The organism is Mycobacterium gordonae (assembly GCF_001417955.2).
Taxonomy (GTDB): Bacteria; Actinomycetota; Actinomycetes; order Mycobacteriales; family Mycobacteriaceae; genus Mycobacterium; species Mycobacterium gordonae_B.
Map to the genome: position 1 here is coordinate 136849 of NZ_LKTM01000350.1, position 15505 is coordinate 152353.

The following is a 15505-nucleotide window of genomic DNA, read 5'->3' on the forward strand; positions in this document are numbered from 1 at the left end:
TCCGCCGCGGACGGTTGCCGGACCTGTCAGAATAGAGCGCGTGGCTGACTCGAAGGCGCGCAAAGAGAAGTATGTGGACCCCGGCTGGCCGACCACGGACCCGGACGACCATGCGGTGAGCGAACTCGTGACCGACCGCACGGGCGCACTCTCGCCGTTCGGCGAAGTGGTGTTTCCGGTGCCCGCCGAGGAGTTGCCCTACGTCCATCCGGTGACGGTCGCCACCTGGTAGGGCACGGGATGTCGGGGGCCGGGGCCTTTGACGAACGCCCTGACGCCCCCGGGTCGGCGCTGTCGCACCTGGATGAGCGCGGAGCCGCGCACATGGTCGACGTCACCGACAAAGGGACGACGCGGCGCACCGCCGCGGCCGTCGGCGTGCTGTGCACCTCTGCCGAGGTTGTGGCGCTGATATCGGCCGGCGGCCTGCCCAAAGGCGATGCGCTGGCGACCGCGCGGGTGGCGGGCATCCTGGCTGCGAAACGCACCAGCGACCTGATCCCGCTGTGCCATCAGCTCGCACTCACCAAGGTCGATGTTGACTTCACCGTCGGGGAGTCAGATGTTGAGATCAGAGCGACGGTGCGCAGCACCGACCGAACGGGGGTGGAGATGGAAGCGCTGACCGCTGTAAGTGTGGCGGCCCTGACCCTTTACGACATGATCAAAGCGGTCGACCCGGCCGCCCGCATCGACGGCATCCGGGTGGTCAGCAAAGAAGGCGGTCGCAGCGGAAGTTGGACGCGACCGTGAGCCGCACCGCCCGGATCATCATCGCCTCCACCCGCGCATCCAAGGGTGTGTATGCCGATGAATGCGGACCCATCATCGCCGAATGGCTGGAGCAGCGCGGGTTTCTGCCGACCCAGCCCCGGGTGGTGGCGGACGGAAACGAGGTTGGTGACGCGCTGCACGATTCGCTCGAGGCCGACGTCGACGTGATCATCACCTCGGGCGGCACCGGCATCGCGCCGACCGACACGACCCCCGAACAGACTGTGGCGGTGCTGGACTACCTGATCCCCGGCTTGGCCGACGCGATTCGCCAGTCGGGTTTGCCGAAGGTGCCGACGTCGGTGTTGTCGCGTGGCGTGTGCGGGGTGGCGGGCAAGACGCTGATCGTCAATCTGCCGGGATCGCCGGGTGGGGTGCGCGACGGCCTCGGGGTGCTCGACGGCGTGCTCATCCACGCACTCGAGCAGCTTGCCGGCGGAGATCACCCGCGATGACGACGGTCCTGCGCGCCGCAGTGACCGATCAGCCGATTTCCCTCGCCGAGCACGAGGCTCTGGTGAATCATCAGTCCGCCGGGGCCGTCGTGGGCTTTGTCGGCATGATCCGCGACCACGACGGCGGCCGTCAGGTGGTGCGGCTGGAATACTCCGCGCACCCGTCGGCTCCGGATGTCTTCGCGGAGGTGGTGGCGGAGGTCGCCGGTCACGCCGAAGGGGTGCGGGCGGTGGCAGCCAGCCACCGCGTCGGCGTTCTGCACATCGGAGAAGCCGCACTGGTGGCCGCGGTGGCCGCTGATCATCGCCAGGCGGCGTTCGCCACCTGCGCGCTGCTGGTGGACGCGATCAAGGAGCGGTTACCGGTGTGGAAACACCAGTTCTTCGACGACGGGTCCGAAGAATGGGTGGGTTCGGCCTGAGCCCGGCGGGCTCAGGCCTCAACCACTAACTCAGCTGACGGGACCCGCGACGAGCGCGTCGAGCGCGTCGTTGCCGGCGATGTCCTGGCCGACGATCGCCTGCCACAACTGCTGGTGGTAGCCGACCTCTGCGACCTGGTGGATCTCGACCGGCGGGTTCTCGACGTCGCCCGGAGCCGGTGCCGGAACATCGGCGGGCGCGGGCTGGAAGCCGGTGTCGACCACCGCGGGGGCCGGGGGAGCCGGCACGTCGCCGGGAGCGGGCGGCAGGTCGGCGGGCGCCGGAGGCAGGTCAGCCGCGGGCGCCGGAGGCAGCTCGGCCGGAGCCGGCGGCAGGTCAGCGGGCGCCGGAGGCAGCTCGGCCGGAGCCGGCGGCAGGTCAGCCGGGGCGGGCGCCAGCGCGAGGTCGTTGCCGGCCATCTGCACCTCGGGTGCGGGGGCCTCGACCGGCGGCGGCGCGTCGGGGATCTGCTCGCCGTTGAGTGCGGGAGCGTCCATCGGCTGGCGGTCCCAGGCGGCCGCCTCGGGAGCCGGGTTGTGCGGCGACGGGCCGGACAGGCCGGTGCCACACACCGGCCAGGCGCCGCGGCCCTGAGAGGCCAGCACGCGCTCGGCGATGGCGATCTGTTGGTCTTTGGTGGCCAGCTGGGCCGAGGGGGCGTACTCGCCGCCTCCGTGCGAGGCCCAGGTACCGGCCGCGAACTGCACGCCGCCGTAGAACCCGTTACCTGTGTTGATCGCCCAGTTGCCGCCAGATTCGCAACGGGCTACCTGGTCCCATTCGGCGTCGGTGGCAGCCGCGGCCTGACCGGCCATGGCGATGCCGCCGCCACCCAGGACCGCACCGGTGAAGGCGATCTTGGCGACGCTGACGCTCGAGGTAGTGGGCTTGCGGTGACGTCCAGTCATACGCGAGTAGTTCCTCTCGGTAACACGCTTGCGAGGTCAGCTGTCGGGTTCGGATGGGAGAGGTCACCCGGCCGCGTCGTTCACCGTTGATACGACGCCGGCTTCACCCCCAAGGGGCCGCAAGGCCCCGGTCCGATCGGCGGACCTGGTGGGTCCCCCGCCTCCATCCGCGGGTCGGAATCCCTCGCCTACACGGATGGAGCTAAGCGCGCTGTAGGTGAAGGAGGGCTCATCGCTCGGGTTGGGTTTGACGAGCCTCCCGAGACGGTAGCGGTTTCTGGCGGTCCCGTCACGTGTGCAATTGATCGGCGTTTTCGTCACACCGGCGCCGCAAAACGCCAGGATTTGACTGCGTTTGCGCAGCTCATAGCACCCGACACCGGAGCGTGGCCGGGTTGTTATCGTTCCGTTACGTGAGATAACTCACAGTTTTCATCCGCCTGCGAACGGTGGGAGTACGTCAACCGTGTCGCCGGCGGATAACGCCGAGGCCTCATCTCGCACTGCAATTCCGTCGCGCAGATAGGAGCATCGGCTCAAGATCGTCGCCAGGTGTGTACCCCGGTTGGCCAGCTTTTCAACCAGGTCGGCCACCGTCGTACCAGTCGGCAACACCAGCGTTTCCGACTCGAGACCTGCTGCTGCGCGGGCGGCGGCGAAATAGCGGACGGTCACCGCGACGCCGGTGGCCTGCCGGGGAACCTCAGCCACCGATGGCGCTCATCGGGCGGGCGGGCTGGATGAAACCCGGTTCGTTGATTCCGTGGCCGGCGGGCTTGGCCCACATCGCGGCGCGCCAGGCCATCTCGATGGCATCGTCGTCGGCGCCGCCGCGAAGAAGGCCGCGGAGGTCCGTCTCCTCGCTCGAGAACAGGCAGCTGCGGATCTGGCCGTCGGCCGTCAGCCGGGTGCGGTCACAGGTGGAACAGAACGCGTGCGACACCGACGCGATGATCCCGACCTTGCCGCGCGGTGTGTCCGGTCCCGAATCGACCAGCCAGAGCTGCGCCGGCGCCGAACCGCGCGGTGCCGGGTCGGGTTGGAGACGGAAGTGCGGGCGCAGGGCCTCGAGGACGTCGTCGGCACTCAGCGCGGTGCCGGGACGCCACCGGTGCCCGGCGTCGAGCGGCATCTGCTCGATGACACGCAGCTGGTAGCCGTGCACCAGGCAGTAACGCAGCAGTTCCACGACGTCCTGCCGGCCGGTGGCGGGATCCAGGACCGCATTGACCTTGACCGGCCGCAGTCCGGCGGCGTCAGCGGCGGCCAGGCCGGCCAGTACATCATCAAGGCGGTCCCGGCGGGTGATCGCAGCGAAGTGGGCGGGGTTGACGCTGTCCAGCGAGATATTGACCCGGTCCAGCCCGGCCGCGGCCAGGGCCGCCGCCCGCCTCGCCAGCCCCACCCCATTGGTGGTCAGCGAGATTTCCGGACGTGGGGTCAGCCCGGCCGCCGCGGCGATCACCTCTTCGAGATGCCGGGCCAGCAATGGTTCGCCACCGGTGAACCGGACGCTGGTGACTCCCAGCCGGGCGACGGCGATGCGCAGCAGCCGGGCCAGCTCGTCGGGCTGCAGCAACTGGTGGCCGGGCAGCCAGTTCAGACCCTCCTCGGGCATGCAGTAGTTGCATCGCAGATTGCAGCGGTCGGTGAGCGAGACCCGCAGATCGGTGGCGACGCGGCCGTAGCTGTCCAGCAGAGGCCCGTCCATGGGCTCCCGAGCGGCGCCCTGCCGGGGCACGGTCGGTAAGCCCAGAGCGGTCAGCGTCATGCGGTCATCCGTGCGTCGGCCGGGACGATTTCTTTACCGAGCGGGACCAGTGACACCGGGATCAGCTTCAGATTTGCCAGCGCCAGGGGAATGCCGATGATCGTGGCGGCCATGGCGATGGCGCTCGCCAGGTGTCCGATCGCCAGCCACAACCCGAACAGCAGGATCCAGATGACGTTGCCGATCAGCGCGCCCGTCCCGGTGCCGGGCTTCTCGACGATGGTGCGGCCGAACGGCCACAGCGCATATGAGGCGATACGCAGCGCGGCGAAACCGAACGGGATGGTGACGATCAGCAGGAAGCACACCAGCGCTGCCAGGAGATAGCCGAGAGCCAGCCAGAGGCCACCGAAAATCAACCAGATAACGTTCAGGATCAGGCGCATCTTTCCTCCAGCGGTAATGCAAGCCTACCGAGTACCCGCTAAACCGGGGTGCTCGGCGGTCGGGCATCCGAGTAGGATCTGTGATCGTCAACGCGTCCTGCGCAGGCGGGACGCGTCTTCTATGTCGCATACCAGTGATCCGTCAGACAAGCAGGTGAGAGCAGTGCCGACCGGCAAAGTGAAGTGGTACGACTCCGAGAAGGGGTTCGGCTTCCTGTCGCAGGAGGATGGCGAGGACGTCTACGTCCGCTCCTCGGCGTTGCCCGCGGGTGTCGAAGGGCTCAAAGCGGGGCAGAAGGTCGAGTTCGGCATCGCGTCCGGCCGGCGCGGACCGCAGGCGTTGAGCCTGAAGCTGATCGACCCGCCGCCGAGCCTGGCGCGGTCGGCCGCCCGCCCGCGTCGCGAGGCGCCGGCCGAACACAAGCACAGTCCCGACGAGCTGCACGGCATGGTCGAGGACATGATCACGCTGCTGGAGAGCACCGTCCAGCCCGAGTTGCGCAAGGGCCGCTACCCCGATCGCAAGACCGCCCGCCAGATCTCCGAGGTGGTCAAGGCCGTCGCGCGGGAGTTCGAGGCCTGATCGACCGTCGTCCGTGCGGCAGGATGGAGGAATGGGCTCCTACGTTGCCGGCAAGGGCGAATTCAACCGCGACACCAACTACATCACCACCCGCATCACCGCCGACGGGCGTGACGGCTATCCGGTGGAGCCGGGCCGATACCGGCTCGTGGTCGCCCGCGCGTGCCCCTGGGCCAATCGCACCATCATCGTGCGCAGACTGCTCGGCCTGGAATCCGTTCTCTCCATTGGTTTTTGCGGTCCGACCCATGACGAGCGCAGCTGGACGTTCGACCTCGATCCGGGAGGCGTGGACCCGGTACTGAAGATTCCGCGTTTGCAGGACGCCTATTTCAAGCGTGATCCCGATTACCCCAAGGGCATCACGGTCCCGGCAATCGTCGACATACCGACCGGCGCCGTCGTGACCAACGACTTCGCGCAGATCACCCTCGACTTTACCACCGAGTGGACGGCCTACCACCGGGAGGGGGCGCCGCAGCTCTACCCCGAGAAGTTGCGCGACGAGATTGACGAAGTGAGCAAGCGCATCTACACCGAGATCAACAATGGGGTGTACCGCTGCGGATTCGCCGGCTCGCAGGAGTCCTACGAGGCGGCGTACGACCGGTTGTTCACCGCGCTGGATTGGGTCAGCGACCGGCTGGCGCAGCAGCGATATCTGGTGGGAGACACCATCACCGAGGCTGACGTCCGGCTGTTCACCACGCTGGCCCGCTTCGACCCGGTGTATCACGGGCACTTCAAATGCAATCGGTCCAAGCTGTCAGAGCTGCCGGTGCTGTGGGCGTATGCGCGAGACCTGTTCCAGACACCGGGTTTCGGCGACACCACCGACTTCGTTCAGATCAAGCAGCACTATTACATCGTGCACGCCGACATCAACCCCACCCGCATCGTGCCCAAGGGCCCTGACCTGTCCGGCTGGCTCACACCGCACGGCCGGGAAGCGTTGGGCGGCAGGCCGTTCGGCGACGGCACTCCACCCGGGCCGCCGGCCGACGGGGAACGGGTGCCAGCCGGTCACGGCGCGTGAGTTCGGCGTAGGTCAAAAGGTCACGCGGACAGACCATTCCGCATGCGGTGCTTCGCGCAGTTCGCCGTCGTCGACCACCAGGGTCAACAGCTGCACCACGACCCCGGTCAGCCGTCCCCGGTGTGGGTCGACGGTGGGAATGGTGACCGCGAGGCGCGTGTCCGGCCGGAAGAAGGTGGTCGCGGTGTTGGTCGGGTCCTCATAGATCTGCAGCAACCGCCACGGGGCCCGGCCGATGGCCTCGGGCACCGACAGCTGCACCGGAAAGCGTTCGCTCACCTGCAATTCGCCCTGCGACTGTGGCGTCTGGCAGTCGTTGAGGTTCAGCACGTTGCAATACAGGTAGGGACCCACCCGGACGGTATGGCCACGCGAGTAGGCGCTGATCTCCGGGAAGTGCGGGCCTCGATCACGGGACAGTAGCCAGATCCCGAGACCGGCTCCGGCAGCCAGCGCCACCACGACGGCCGCGACCAGAGCGGCCACTGTGCGTTTCACCGCGGCATCACTCCGGGCGTCGGGGCGCCGGGGCGCCGGCCCTCCTGCTCGACCATGACAGGTCGGTTGCCACCGAGACCGGGGATCAGCGAGTCGCCCCGGAAGCTGACGATCGTCTGGGCCAGGCCAAGAATCAGCAGGGCACTGACGACGGTGAAGCCGACCCACAGTTCGGTGTAGACCAACACGCCGACCGCGCCTCCCAGTACCCACGCCAACTGCAAGGTGGACTCTGAACGCCCGAATCCTGAAGCGCGGGACTCCTCAGGTAGGTCGTCCTGCAGCGACGCGTCCAGCGAGGCCTTGGCGATGGCGCTTGAACCCGAGGTGACCAGCGTGGCGACCGCGACCACGATCAGGTTCCCGCCGACCGCGGCGGCGATGGCGAACGCAGTCACCGCCAGGGTGCACCGCACCACCAGAACGGCCGGCCGGCCCAGCTTCAGACGCGCGCTGGCGAAGTTGCCGGCGAAGTTACCGATGGCGGCGGCGGCACCGATCATGCCCAGCATGGCCAGCTGCACCCACCCGTCGGCGTCGTGCGCCTTGGCCACGAACGCCGGGTACAAGAACAGGAAGCCGACCATGACCTTGATGGTGCAGTTGCCCCACAGCGAGGTGATGATGTTGCGGCCCAGGGGTTGTCGCAGCTTGCCGCCGACCTTCGCGCCTTCCTCCTGCCAGCTCTGGTGCAGGTGGTCGCTGTGACGGTGGTAGCTCAAGGTGGCGGGGACCTCGCCCGCGGTCACCTCCACCCAACTCGGGATGCGCATGGAGAGCAGGGCGCCGGCGATCGTGATGCCTACGACGACGAACAGCGCGCCGGGCAGTTTGAACATGTGGGTGCATGCGAACTCGACGCCCGCCGCGATTGCGCCGCCGGCAATGGTGCCGCCCAGTAGCCCGAACACCGTCAGCCGGGAGTTGACCCGGACCAGATCGATGGTCGGCGGCATGACGCGCGGCGTCACGGCGCTGCGCAGCACGCTGAACGACTTGGAGAACACCATCATCGCCAGGGCGCAGGGATACAGCACCCACGGCGGGAAGCTGCCGCTGGCGCCGTCGTAATTCATGATCAGCACCAGAGCCAGCGCGGTGCGCAGCGCGAACGACAACGCCAAGGCGACCCTTCGGCCGTGCTGCAGCTTGTCCAGCGCCGGGCCGATCAGCGGCGCGATGACGGCGAACGGTGCGATGGTGATCAACAGGTACAGCGCGACCTTGGACTTGCTCTCACCGCTGGCCGCCGCGAAGAACAGGGTGTTGGCCAGGGCGACCGCCATCGCGGAGTCGACGGCGAAGTTCGCCATCACCGGCCAGGTCAGCGCGGTGAGCCCGGACTTGTCGGCACCGTCAGCGGTGGCGGCGCGCTGCACCATCCAGTACATCCGGGAACCCATTTCACGGCTGCGCATGGCGGCGGCGCGGGTGACGGTGATGCGTTCACCGGCAGCGCGCGGCGACTCGGGCTCGGCGTCGCGCGCCCGGGGCGGCTCGTGGTCCAGCGGTGGCAGGTAACGGTTGGCGCTCGGCGGCGGTGGCGGCCGGCGCGACCGGCGATAGTCGGCGTCATCTGCCGGATAGTTGGCCATGCCCGGATGCTGGTTGGTCGATCGGGTCCGGTGGCCCGGGGGTGGGGCCATCCGGCCCGCATCATCACCTCGCCGTCCGGACACCATTCAATTCTGTCCTATGACCGAGTCACCGCGGAGTAAACCGGTGTGGCTCGGTCATCGTGTCTTCCGGCAGTATGGGGGCGCACGAAAGAACGCCATCGACAAGGTGACATTAAGGTGACACTGTGACCGGACCCATGGAGGACTCCTCCGTAGCGACCGTGGCTGAGTGGCCCGACGAGCTCGCGGGGGTGCTCACGGGTGCGGCTGAGCAGGCCAGGGAAGCGGTGGCCGAGTTCAGCGGGGCCGACGCCGTCGGCGATTACCTGGGTGTCAGCTACGAGGACCCGAACGCCGCCACCCACCGGTTCCTGGCCCACGTGCCGGGATATCAGGGCTGGCAGTGGGCCGTCGTCGTCGCCGGCTACCCCGGTGCCGACCACGCCACGATCAGCGAGGTGGTGCTGATCCCCGGTCCGACCGCCCTGCTCGCGCCGGACTGGGTTCCGTGGGACCAGCGGGTGCGGCCGGGAGACCTGGGCCCCGGGGACCTGTTGGCGCCGGTGAAGGACGATCCGCGGCTGGTCCCCGGATACAGCGCCAGCGGGGATCCCTACATTGATGAGGTCGCCGTCGAACTCGGCCTGGGCCGGCGCTGGGTGATGAGCCCCTGGGGCCGCGCCGACGCCGCGGAGCGCTGGCACGAAGGTGACTACGGACCCGACTCGGCGATGTCGCGCGCGACCAAGCGCGTGTGCCGTGACTGCGGATTTTTCCTGCCGCTCGCCGGATCGCTCGGGGAGATGTTCGGTGTCTGCGGCAATGAACTGTCCGCCGACGGGCACGTCGTCGACAAGTTCTACGGGTGCGGCGCGCATTCCGATACTCCCGCCCCGGCGGGTACCGGTTCGCCGATGTACGAACCGTACGACGACGGGGTGCTCGACGTGGCAGCGAAGCCGCCTGTCGAGGTCGTCGAGGCTCTGGACGCCGCGGCTGACACGCCCGCCGAACCTGAGGCGCTGGTTGAGGCTGACGCACCGGTTGAGGCTGACGCGCCGGTGGAGACCGACGCGCCCGCCGAGCCCGAGGCGCCTGTCGAGGTTGCCGAACCCGACGCGCCCGTGGAGGCCGTCGCGCCCGCCGAGACCCCCGAGCCGACGGAGCCGGAGCCCTCCGCACCGGCTGAGCCGGCGGGGCCGGCAGACCTCACGGACCCTGTGCAACCGCAGGTGCCCGACGCCCCCAGCAATGGTCCGGAGTCCGGCTAACGCCGTCCGATCGATCTTGTAATACGCTGCGGCTCAGCAGGTTTGACTGCCACGCCGCTATGCTGTCCGCTGCGCCCGGCGCCTCAGCGCCCCTCGGCGGCGGACTTGATCCGTTCCAGCGATGCGTTCATGCCCTCGACCAACTCCCGCTCGAAGCTGTCGGTTCCGCCCAGGAGTGCATTCACCGTGAGGTTGGACACCGCGCTGGTGCCGTTTTCGGCGTGGCGGCTCTCCGTTACGCGAGTGCCCGCCCCTTGGGGCTCGAGCTCGTAGCTCCAGATGGTGCGATTGGTATCGACCCGGAATGCCAACTTCTTCTCCGGAACGACCTCCACGACCGTAGACGTCGTCGGCCAGAACAGGCGGTTGCGCCGGTTGAGGTTCAGCGTGCGGGTCCCGTTGCGCAGCGGTCCGAACTGCCGCATCCACCGGCACTGGGGACTCCACTGCGGCATGCGCCGGAAGTCAGAGATCAGCTCCCACACTTTGGCGGGCGGCGCGTCGATGTCGATCGAAGCCTGTAGCAGCGGGGCGGCCATGCGTCCTCCTTGAGTTATCGGTGATCGAGCAGGGTTTCCAGACCGGCCTGCGCACCCCGGGCGCCGCGGCGGGCGGCGGCAAGTTGCCACCCGAAAATGCTGGTTCCCAGCACCCCCACGCCGAGGCCGGCGATAGCAACCGGGCGCCACGTCTCGAGACCGGGTACGAGGAACGCGACGGCTACGGCCACCAGCCAACCCAGCGCACCGACCAGGATGATCGGCCACACCGCAAGCAGCGCCGGTGGCAGCGGCGGTGGTTCGGGCGCAGGCTGGTCAGTCATTTCGCGTCTCAACATACCGCCGACGATCCCGGCGGTGATCGCCGTGGTGAGCCGGCGGTGTGTGGTTCGCCGTTTCTGATTCCCGTCCCTGGCGTTTGGTTGTAACCTCGCGCTGTGCCTGACAGCGATGCGCGGTTGGCAGCAGACTTGTCGTTGGCGGTCATGCGGCTGGCTCGCCAACTCCGGTTTCGGAACGCTTCGTCACCGGTATCGCTGACCCAGCTTTCGGCACTGACGACGCTGGCCAACGAGGGTGCGATGACGCCCGGCGCCCTGGCGATCCGGGAACGGGTCCGGCCGCCGTCGATGACCCGGGTGATCGCGTCCCTGGCCGACGAGGGACTGGTCGACCGCGCCCCGCATCCCGTCGACGGCCGGCAGGTGCTGGTTTCGGTCTCCGAGGCCGGCGCCGAATTGGTCAGAGCAGCCCGTCAGGCCCGCCAGGAGTGGCTGGCCGAGCGGCTCGCGACTCTGGACGATGCCCAGCTCGACATCCTGCGCAACGCGTCGGACCTGATTTCGGCACTGGTCGACGAAAGCCCGTGACCGCGCCGGACATCGATGTTCAGGACGTCACCGATCCCGACGACCCGCGCCTGGACGATTTCCGCGACCTGAACAGCGTTGACCGCCGTCCCGACCTTCCCACCGGCAAGGGTCTGGTGATCGCCGAGGGCGTCCTGGTGGTGCAACGCATGCTGGCTTCGAGGTTCGCCCCGCGCGCGCTGCTGGGTACCGACCGGAGGCTGGCCGAGCTGAGAGACGACCTGACAGCCACCACGGCGCCGTACTACCGGGCCTCTGCCGAGGTGATGGCGCAGGCGGTGGGGTTCCATCTCAACCGTGGGGTGCTGGCCAGCGCCAGCCGGGTTCCCGAGCCGACCGTCGCCCAAGTGGTCCACGGCGCGCGCACCGTGGCGGTGCTCGAAGGCGTCAACGACCACGAAAACCTCGGCTCCATCTTCCGAAACGCGGCGGGCCTGGGGGTGGACGCGGTGGTTTTCGGCAGCGGCTGCGCCGACCCGCTCTACCGTCGCGCGGTCCGGGTCTCCATGGGCCACGCGCTGCTGGTGCCCTATGCGCGGGCCACCGACTGGCCGGCCGACCTGGTGCGACTCCGCGAGCTCGGCTTCCGGCTGTTGGCGATGACGCCGCACGGCGACGCACGTGACCTGCGGGAGGCGATGACGACGGTGCGTCAGGAACGGATCGCGGTGCTCGTTGGTGCCGAGGGGCCCGGACTGACGGCGGCCGCGCTGCGGATCAGCGACCTGCGGGTGCGCATCCCGATGTCGCGTGGCACCGACTCGCTCAACGTGGCGACGGCAGCCGCGGTGGCTTTCTACGAGCGGGTGTGCTCGGGCTAGGCTCGCGACGTGAACGATGAGTCCGTGCCCTGGGCAACGGGTTTGGCGGTGGCCGGTTTCGTCGCCGCCGTCACAGGTGCCGCGATCGTGGTGCTCAGCCTCGGGCTGATCCGCGTGCATCCGCTGTTGGCCGTGGGCCTCAATGTGGTGGCGGTCGGCGGACTTGCACCCACGCTGTGGGGCTGGCGACGCACCCTGGTGTTGCGGTGGTTCGTGCTCGGGGCGGCGATCGGGGTGGCCGGGGCGTGGGTGTCACTGCTGGCCGTGACGCTGATGGGTGCCAGTTAGGCGGCTGCCGACGCGCGTGATGCTGCGCCGGCTTGCGATCGACTCAGCGTTGGCCGCTTGAGCGCACCCCGAGGAGGACGTCCTCCCAGGCGGGGATGGTCGGCTTGCCGCGCCTGCTGCCGGCCGGCTGCTCGGCCGGCGTGTCCGGGGCGCTCGGTTGCGCGGGCGGTGGGGCTTGGGCCGGTTCTGCGGCGGCCTCGAACGCCAGGCGCGCCACCGGGGCAAGCTGGCGTGGCTTGAACTCAGGGTCGATGAGCTCGCTGGCCGCGTCGTCGATAGCGGTGACGGTGCCGCCGTGCGCTCCGGGCGTGAAGCGGAAATGGGCGACGTTGTCCGAGCGGCCGGCCTGCCAGCCGAGTTGCACGGTCCAGCGGCTGTCTTCGTTGCGCCAGGCGTCCCAGGTGAGCTTCTCCGGGCTCAGGCCCCGTCCGACCAACGCCGCCGTGACAGTCTCCAACAGACTCAGCACCGCAGGTCCGTCGGCCAGGACCGGGTGCGCGGCAGTCGCCAGCTCCGCGGCGCGGAAGCGCTCCAGCAGCACCGGATTGGCGAACCGCTGAATCCGTGCCACGTCGGATCCGGACGCCGCGGCGACCTGCTCGACGGACGCACCGGCGCGGATTCGGGCCTGAATCTCCTTGGGGCTCAACATGTTCGTGACGACGATGTCGAGCGCCGGCTGCTCCGGTGGAATCGGCTCCCCGTCGAGCACGGCTCGCAGACGCTCATCGGCCGGCAGTCGGAACTTCTCGGCCGAGCTGGCGCCCTCGCAGAGGACGAATTTGCCGTCGGGGTCAAGCCCAACCACTTTGAGTTCCCGCATGGCTTCTCCTCGCAGACTCCGTGCACGTCAGCAGCGGAATCGTTACGTGCGAACTCTAGTGCAGCGAACTCCGGTAACCGGGTACTGACACGCTGGGCGGTTGTCAGAGCCGCTCGACCACCCAGTCGATGCAATTGGTGAGCGCGCTGATGTCGTCGGGGTCCACGGCCGGGAACATCGCGATCCGCAGCTGGTTGCGGCCGAGTTTGCGGTAGGGCTCGGTGTCGACGATCCCGTTGGCCCGTAGCGTCTTGGCCACCGCTGCCGCATCGACGTCGTCCACGAAGTCGATGGTGCCCACCACCTGCGAGCGCAGCGCCGGGTCGGCGACGAATGGGGTGGTGTAGGCGCGCTCTTCGGCCCACGAGTACAACCGCTGCGACGAATCCGCGGTGCGCTTGACCGCCCAATCGAGTCCGCCATTGCCCAGCAGCCAGTCGAGTTGCTCGGCCAGCAGCACCAGCGTGGCGATCGCCGGGGTGTTGTAGGTCTGGTTCTTGAGACTGTTCTCCACGGCGATGGGTAGCGACAGGAAGTCGGGGACCCAGCGACCCGAGCCGGCGATAGCCTCGACGCGGGCCAGGGCGGCCGGGCTCATGACGGCAAGCCACAGGCCGCCGTCGCTGGCAAAGTTTTTCTGCGGCGCGAAGTAGTAGGCGTCGACGTCGTTGATGTCGACGGGCAGACCGCCGGCTCCCGAGGTGGCGTCGATGAGGACGAGGGCGTCCCCGGAGTCGGCGGGACGCCGCACCGGCACCGCGACACCGGTCGAGGTCTCGTTGTGGGCCCAGCCGATCACATCGACCGAGGGGTCGGACTGAGGCTCGGGCGCGGAACCGGCGTCGGCCTTGATGATGATCGGGTCGCCGACAAACGGGTTCTTGGCGACGCAGGAAGCGAACTTCGAGCTGAATTCGCCGTAGGTCAGGTGCAGCGACCGCTTTTCGATCAAGCCGAACGCAGCGGCATCCCAGAACGCCGTGGCGCCGCCGTTGCCCAGAATGACTTCGTATCCGTCCGGCAGCGAAAAAAGCTCCGACAGGCCCGAACGCACCCGTCCCACCAGATTCTTCACCGGCGCCTGGCGGTGCGAGGTGCCGAACAGCGCCGCGGCGCTGGTGCTCAGTGCCTGTAGCTGCTCGGGCCGTACCTTCGACGGTCCACAGCCGAAGCGGCCGTCGCGCGGTTTGAGGTCGGCGGGTATCTCGAGGGAAGTCGTGAGCTGGTCAGCCATGGTGAACAGGGTAGTGAGCGGCCGGGAACCGAAAACCAAGCGGTCGGCATAACGCCTGGTCGCGGCGCGGCATGTGAGCCAGGACACACTCCGGGTGCGACGCGGCTTGGGTCACAGCCCGCAGAACCGCCCTGGAGAATTCCCAGTACCGGCGGTACCGTGTTCTTTATTCGTCCGGATCTCAACCTCGCTGGGGAGGCTTCTGATGGTTGCTACGACTGCCAGGACGCGCATGGTTCGACGTTGGCGCCGCAACATGGAGGTGCGGGACGACGCGGAGTACGTGGAAATGCTCGCCACACTGTCCGAGGGGTCTGTGCGGCGCAATTTCAACCCGTACACCGATATCGATTGGGAGTCACCGGAGTTCGCCGTCACCGACAATGATCCCCGGTGGATCCTCCCGACGACCGACCCGTTGGGCCGGCACCCGTGGTATCAGGCGCAGCCTGAGGAGAAACAGATCAAGATCGGCATGTGGCGCCAGGCCAATGTCGCCAAGGTGGGCCTGCACTTCGAGTCCATCCTGATCCGCGGGCTGATGAACTACACCTTCTGGGTGCCCAACGGTTCGCCTGAATACCGCTACTGCCTGCACGAGTCGGTCGAAGAGTGCAACCACACCATGATGTTCCAGGAGATGGTGAACCGGGTGGGCGCGGACGTCCCGGGGATGCCACGGCGGCTGCGCTGGATCTCCCCGCTGGTCCCACTGGTGGCCGGTCCGCTGCCGGTGGCGTTCTTCATCGGGGTGCTGGCCGGTGAGGAGCCGATCGACCACACCCAGAAGCAGGTGCTGCGGGAGGGCAAGGCGCTGCACCCGGTCATGGAACGGGTGATGGCCATTCACGTGGCCGAGGAGGCCCGACACATCTCGTTCGCTCACGAGTTCCTGCGCCGGCGTCTGCCGAATCTGAACCGTCGCCAACGCTTCTGGACCTCGTTGTTCTTCCCGCTGACCATGCGGACGTTGTGCAACGCGATCCTGATCCCGCCGAAGGCTTTCTGGCAGGAGTTCGACATCCCGCGTTCGGTGAAGAAGGAGCTGTTCTTCCGCTCGCCTGAGTCGCGAAAGTGGTTGCGCGACATGTTCGCCGACGTTCGGATGCTGGCCTACGACACCGGGCTGATGGAAAACCGCTCGGCTCGGCTGATGTGGCGGATCTGCAGGATCAACGGCAAGCCGTCGCGCTACCGCAGTGAGCCGCAGCGCCAACACCTGACCACGGCGCCGGCTGCCTGATCA

20 protein-coding genes, 1 pseudogene and 1 riboswitch are annotated in these 15505 nt (G+C 68.2%); of the genes and pseudogenes, 11 read left to right on the top strand and 10 right to left on the bottom strand.

What is annotated here, in order from left to right; all coding sequences use genetic code 11:
* Positions 1-31: 31 nt before the first annotated feature.
* From AO501_RS26825 to AO501_RS26840, 4 genes are read left to right on the top strand one after another with little or no spacing between them, the layout of a single operon-like run.
* On the top strand, positions 32-232 hold the full coding sequence (locus AO501_RS26825) for a hypothetical protein (protein ID WP_055580670.1): 201 nt from the start codon (positions 32-34) through the stop codon (positions 230-232).
* Between the two features lie 8 nt (positions 233-240).
* Complete coding sequence (gene moaC, locus AO501_RS26830) at positions 241-753, top strand: cyclic pyranopterin monophosphate synthase MoaC (protein ID WP_055580599.1); 513 nt, start codon at positions 241-243, stop codon at positions 751-753.
* The gene (locus tag AO501_RS26835) at positions 750-1229 is read left to right on the top strand and encodes a MogA/MoaB family molybdenum cofactor biosynthesis protein (RefSeq protein ID WP_371934996.1); all 480 of its coding nucleotides are present in this window, start codon (positions 750-752) and stop codon (positions 1227-1229) included. Before moaC ends, AO501_RS26835 begins: the two co-directional genes overlap by 4 nt.
* On the top strand, positions 1226-1651 hold the full coding sequence (locus AO501_RS26840; RefSeq protein ID WP_055580601.1) for a molybdenum cofactor biosynthesis protein MoaE: 426 nt from the start codon (positions 1226-1228) through the stop codon (positions 1649-1651). Before AO501_RS26835 ends, AO501_RS26840 begins: the two co-directional genes overlap by 4 nt.
* A gap of 30 nt (positions 1652-1681) precedes the next feature.
* Here AO501_RS26840 and AO501_RS26845 read toward each other — a convergent pair whose 3' ends face one another.
* The 4 genes from AO501_RS26845 to AO501_RS26860 form a co-directional block, all read right to left on the bottom strand.
* Positions 1682-2560 (bottom strand): transglycosylase family protein, encoded by an 879-nt coding sequence (locus tag AO501_RS26845; RefSeq protein WP_055580602.1) that lies wholly within the window; start codon positions 2558-2560, stop codon positions 1682-1684.
* An 8-nt stretch (positions 2561-2568) separates the two neighbouring features.
* Positions 2569-2757: riboswitch (cyclic di-AMP (ydaO/yuaA leader) on the bottom strand.
* A gap of 235 nt (positions 2758-2992) precedes the next feature.
* Positions 2993-3271, bottom strand: a complete 279-nt coding sequence (locus AO501_RS26850) for a MoaD/ThiS family protein (RefSeq protein ID WP_055580603.1) — start codon at positions 3269-3271, stop codon at positions 2993-2995.
* Positions 3264-4331 carry a GTP 3',8-cyclase MoaA gene (gene moaA, locus AO501_RS26855; RefSeq protein ID WP_055580604.1) on the bottom strand — a complete coding sequence of 356 codons (1068 nt, stop codon included), beginning with the start codon at positions 4329-4331 and terminating at the stop codon, positions 3264-3266. Before moaA ends, AO501_RS26850 begins: the two co-directional genes overlap by 8 nt.
* Positions 4328-4717 (bottom strand): YccF domain-containing protein, encoded by a 390-nt coding sequence (locus AO501_RS26860; RefSeq protein ID WP_055580605.1) that lies wholly within the window; start codon positions 4715-4717, stop codon positions 4328-4330. The genes moaA and AO501_RS26860 overlap by 4 nt, the downstream gene beginning before the upstream one ends.
* 163 nt (positions 4718-4880) lie before the next feature.
* Here AO501_RS26860 and AO501_RS26865 point away from each other — a divergent pair, with 163 nt between their 5' ends.
* Positions 4881-5300: a cold-shock protein gene (locus AO501_RS26865; protein ID WP_055580606.1), complete on the top strand. Its 420-nt coding sequence runs from the start codon at positions 4881-4883 to the stop codon at positions 5298-5300.
* 31 nt (positions 5301-5331) lie between these two features.
* On the top strand, positions 5332-6336 hold the full coding sequence (locus AO501_RS26870; RefSeq protein WP_055580607.1) for a glutathione S-transferase family protein: 1005 nt from the start codon (positions 5332-5334) through the stop codon (positions 6334-6336).
* 12 nt (positions 6337-6348) lie between these two features.
* Here the strand turns inward: AO501_RS26870 and AO501_RS26875 are convergent, their stop codons facing one another.
* Together AO501_RS26875 and AO501_RS26880 are read right to left on the bottom strand one after the other, a co-directional pair.
* Entirely contained in the window at positions 6349-6834 is a 486-nt protein-coding gene (locus AO501_RS26875) for a DUF2771 domain-containing protein (protein WP_055580608.1), read from the bottom strand.
* A complete protein-coding gene (locus tag AO501_RS26880; protein WP_055580671.1) occupies positions 6831-8480 on the bottom strand; it encodes an MFS transporter in 1650 nt (549 codons plus the stop codon). Before AO501_RS26880 ends, AO501_RS26875 begins: the two co-directional genes overlap by 4 nt.
* A 158-nt stretch (positions 8481-8638) precedes the next feature.
* Between AO501_RS26880 and AO501_RS26885 the strand changes: the two are divergent.
* Positions 8639-9415, top strand: a pseudogene (locus tag AO501_RS26885) (DUF3027 domain-containing protein); the annotation flags it as partial.
* 392 nt (positions 9416-9807) lie between these two features.
* Here the strand turns inward: AO501_RS26885 and AO501_RS26890 are convergent.
* Both AO501_RS26890 and AO501_RS26895 read right to left on the bottom strand, forming a co-directional pair.
* The gene (locus AO501_RS26890) at positions 9808-10263 is read right to left on the bottom strand and encodes an SRPBCC family protein (RefSeq protein ID WP_055580609.1); all 456 of its coding nucleotides are present in this window, start codon (positions 10261-10263) and stop codon (positions 9808-9810) included.
* A 14-nt stretch (positions 10264-10277) separates the two neighbouring features.
* Positions 10278-10547: a DUF2530 domain-containing protein gene (locus AO501_RS26895; RefSeq protein ID WP_055580610.1), complete on the bottom strand. Its 270-nt coding sequence runs from the start codon at positions 10545-10547 to the stop codon at positions 10278-10280.
* Between the two features lie 114 nt (positions 10548-10661).
* Between AO501_RS26895 and AO501_RS26900 the strand changes: the two genes are divergently transcribed.
* The 3 genes from AO501_RS26900 to AO501_RS26910 are packed head-to-tail and all read left to right on the top strand — an operon-like array spanning position 10662 to position 12202.
* Positions 10662-11093, top strand: a complete 432-nt coding sequence (locus AO501_RS26900; protein WP_055580611.1) for a MarR family transcriptional regulator — start codon at positions 10662-10664, stop codon at positions 11091-11093.
* Positions 11090-11914 carry a TrmH family RNA methyltransferase gene (locus AO501_RS26905; RefSeq protein ID WP_055580612.1) on the top strand — a complete coding sequence of 275 codons (825 nt, stop codon included), beginning with the start codon at positions 11090-11092 and terminating at the stop codon, positions 11912-11914. The genes AO501_RS26900 and AO501_RS26905 overlap by 4 nt, the downstream gene beginning before the upstream one ends.
* Positions 11915-11923: 9 nt before the next feature.
* Positions 11924-12202 (top strand): DUF2537 domain-containing protein, encoded by a 279-nt coding sequence (locus tag AO501_RS26910; RefSeq protein ID WP_055580613.1) that lies wholly within the window; start codon positions 11924-11926, stop codon positions 12200-12202.
* Between the two features lie 43 nt (positions 12203-12245).
* Here AO501_RS26910 and sepH read toward each other — a convergent pair whose 3' ends face one another.
* Positions 12246-13025, bottom strand: a complete 780-nt coding sequence (gene sepH, locus AO501_RS26915) for a septation protein SepH (protein WP_055580614.1) — start codon at positions 13023-13025, stop codon at positions 12246-12248.
* Between the two features lie 103 nt (positions 13026-13128).
* Positions 13129-14259: a phosphoserine transaminase gene (serC, locus tag AO501_RS26920; RefSeq protein ID WP_055580615.1), complete on the bottom strand. Its 1131-nt coding sequence runs from the start codon at positions 14257-14259 to the stop codon at positions 13129-13131.
* 205 nt (positions 14260-14464) lie between these two features.
* Between serC and AO501_RS26925 the strand changes: the two genes are divergently transcribed.
* Positions 14465-15502: an AurF N-oxygenase family protein gene (locus AO501_RS26925; protein WP_156452796.1), complete on the top strand. Its 1038-nt coding sequence runs from the start codon at positions 14465-14467 to the stop codon at positions 15500-15502.
* The last annotated feature ends 3 nt before the right edge of the window (positions 15503-15505 follow it).